This is a genomic window from Streptomyces sp. CO7 (assembly GCF_053474865.1).
Genome location: NZ_JBRIOU010000002.1, coordinates 206,816 through 210,028, shown reverse-complemented (window position 1 = coordinate 210,028; position 3,213 = coordinate 206,816). Strand labels below are relative to the sequence as shown.

Sequence of the window (3,213 nt, the reverse complement as noted above, 5' to 3'; positions counted from 1 at the left end):
GCGGAAAGGCCGGGGCGCCGGCTGCGTCAGGACGTGCGACAGAGCGCCGCGGCGACCCTGACCAGGTCGACACAGCGGCGGGAGGTGAGCGTCCGGCGCAGCATGCACCGATGCAAGCACGAAGCCCGCACACCGTCAACGACCGCTCCAGCATGCGGAATTGACGGTGCCGTCCGGCTGTGGTGGGGCGGTAAGCGCGTACTCCCCCGCGGCCGGGCGCAGCGGTCCGGGAGCGGGAACGGTGGTGCAGGGCGACCCGCCCGGCGTGCGGAGGCGGGGCGGGCCGGTGACGCCGGGTCGGTGACCGCGCGGAGGCTGACGGAGCGACGGCCGACGGATCGGGCCGGTTACGGGGCACGGGGCTCCGACCGGTACAGGCCGGTCAGCGGCACAGGATGGTGACCGGCACGGGATGGTGCGGGGATCGGCCCGGTGCGGGAACGCGCGGCGGCCCGCGCCGCGCCGACGGGGACGTCGGGACGCGGTGCGGGCCGTGGGAGCGGGGCCCAGGGCCATGGCCGATCGGGGCCGGGCCTCAGCCGGAGCGGGCCGGGCCAACCAGGGTCGGGCGTTAGCTGAAACCGGGCCTCAGCCGGAGTGGGCCGGGCCAGCCCGGGTCGGAGCCGGGGCCCGGCAAACCGGGGCCGAGCCGCCGCCCTGGCCCCCGCCCCCGGCGGCGCTTCAGTTCAGCAGGTCGCCCAGGAGCTCGGCGAACTCCTCGGGGGTGAGGACCCGCACCCCCAGCTGCTCCGCCTTGACGGCCTTGCTGCTCGGCTTTCCTCCCGCCGAGGGCGCCGCCACCAGATACGCCGTCTGCGCGGTGACGCCGTCGCCGGACTTTCCGCCGGCGCGCTCGATCAGGTCCTTCATGGCGGTGCGGCCGAGCTCCGCGAGCGGGCCGGTCATCTTCCCGGTGACGACGACCTTCATCGGGCGGCCGTCCTCGCCGACGAGCGGTCCCTCGCCCGCGTCCTCGCCGACCGGTTCGGTCATGGTGGCCCCGGCGGCGGTCATCTTGTCGATCACCGGCGCCAGTTCGGCGAAGGCGGCGACGATGCCCGGCGCCTTCTCCGGGCCGATGCCCTCGACCTCCTGCATCGCCTCCGCGTCCGCCGCGCGGATCGCGTCCATGGTGCGGAAGTGGGCGGCGATCCGCTGCGAGAGGCGGCGCCCGGTGTTGCGGATGCCGAGCGCGCAGACCTGGCGGCTGAGCGGTTTCAGCCGGGCGGCCTCGATCTGCGCGACCAGGTTCGCGCCCCGCTTCTCGCTGCCCGCCGCGACGGACAGCGTCTGCAGGTCCAGCGTGTACAGGTCGGCGATGTCGGCGACCGCGCCGGAGGCGACCAGCGCGTTCACGTACGTGGTGCCCAGGCCGTCGATGTCCAGGCAGTCGCGCTGCGCCGCGTAGGCGATCAGCGCGGGCAGGCGGCAGGCGGCGCCCTTCACGCACCGCCACCGCTCCTGGCTCCGGTCGATGTCCCCTCCGCAGTGCGGGCACGCCTCGGGCAGCGGCACCTCCACGGCGTCCGCCGGACGCAGCCCGACGACGGCGGCCTGGACGCGCGGGATGATGTCGCCGGCCTTGTACACGGTGACGGTGTCCCCGATGTGCAGGTCGCGCCGCCGTATGTCGGCCGGGTTGTGCAGGGTGGCGTACTCGACGGTGGTGCCGTCGAGCTCCACCGGCTCCAGCCGCGCCCGCGGGGCGAGCACCCCGGTGCGGCCCACGTTCCACTCGACGTCCAGCAGCCGGGTGGTCCGCTCGACCGCCGGAAGCTTGTAGGCGATCGCCCAGTGGGGGAAGCGGGAACCGAACCCCGCCGCGCGCTGCTCGGCGACGTCGTCGGCCTTGACCACGACGCCGTCGATCCCGAACGGCAGGGTCGGCCGCATCGCCTGGATCTCCTCGACCCGCGCCTGCGCCTCCTCGATGGTGCGCACGCACCGCAGCGCGGCCGGGTTGTCGCGGGTGGTGCGCACGCCCGCCGCCGACAGCAGCGCCAGCACCTCGCTGTGCGGGGCCGCCGCGGGCAGGAACGCTCCGCCGTCCAGGTCGACGGCGGAGTACGCCCAGAAGGTCAGGGCCAGCCGGTAGGGCCGGTCCTTGGCGCGCAGGGTGCCGGCCGCGCCGTTGCGCGGGTTGGAGAACACCTTCGCGCCGTGCTCCGTGCGGATCCGGTTGGCGTCCTCGAACTGCGCCTGGGTGAAGAGGACTTCGCCGCGCACCTCGACGGTGGCCGGGGTCTCCAGCCGCTCCGGGAGCCCGTCGACGGTGCCGATGACGTGGCTGACGTCCTCGCCGAAGCGCCCGTCGCCACGGGTGACCACCTGGACCAGCCGGCCGTCGCGGTAGCGGGCGGCGATCGCCGCGCCGTCGAGCTTGGGCTCCACGGTGTATCCGCCCTCCACCGGCCGGCCCAGTCTGCGCTGCAGGCTCTCGCCCCAGGCGGTCAGCTGCTCGGCGGAGAAGGCGTTGTCCAGGGACAGCATCGGCACCGTGTGCGCGACGTCGCCGACCGGGGCGGCCCCCGCCGCGACCTGGTGGGTGGGCGAGTCGGCGGCCGCCTGCCCGGGGTGGGCCTCCTCGTAGGCGGCGATGGCCAGGAGTTCGCGGTCGTACGTCGCGTCGTCCATGACGCTCTCGGCGGCGATGTCGCCGTCGCCGCCGTAGTACGCCTGCGCGGCGGCGCGGACGCGGGCGATCGCGGCCTCGTACTGGGCAGGGGTGGTCAGCGCCTCTACGGCGGGAGAAGTCGTCATGGGGATCACTCTTCCGCAGGGGTCCGACAATCCGGAACACACCGTTCCGCCGACACCGACGCGCCCACCCGGGGCCGGCCCGGGGCCGAGACCGCCGCCCGGCCCGAAGCCGAAGCTGCCGCAGATCGCGCGGCCCCGTGCGAGGTCGTCAGGCCCGGAACCGGGGCCGCCTCGGACGGCGCGGCCCCGTACGCCATCGTCAGGCCCGGAACCGGGGCCGCCGGCCGGCCCCAGGCCGGACCCGACGCCGGCACAGCCGCCCGGGCCGCGGCGGCGAGGAACACCCCCGCGGCCGTCCCGCCCCGCGGCGGTCCCGGCGTCGTCTCACACACTCACCGCCTCCGCGCGGGCGAGCGGGACCGCGCGGCCGGCCGGGGCGGGGTCCTCGGCCCAGGTCCACAGGCGGGACACGGCGTCGAGGTCGAGGTCGTGGCCCTCGGTCCAGATCCGGGC

The 3,213-nt window shown here is 75.8% G+C and carries 1 protein-coding gene; it reads right to left on the bottom strand.

The window, feature by feature from the left end:
• Positions 1-681 precede the first annotated feature (681 nt).
• Complete coding sequence (gene ligA, locus ACOV8S_RS02845; RefSeq protein ID WP_448315926.1) at positions 682-2,760, bottom strand: NAD-dependent DNA ligase LigA; 2,079 nt, start codon at positions 2,758-2,760, stop codon at positions 682-684.
• Between the last annotated feature and the right edge of the window lie 453 nt (positions 2,761-3,213).

Bases quoted from the DNA above. Each gene is read 5' to 3' on its own strand.
- ligA (WP_448315926.1), bottom strand. From the start codon at position 2,760: ATGACGACTTCTCCCGCCGTAGAGGCGCTGACCACCCCTGCCCAGTAC.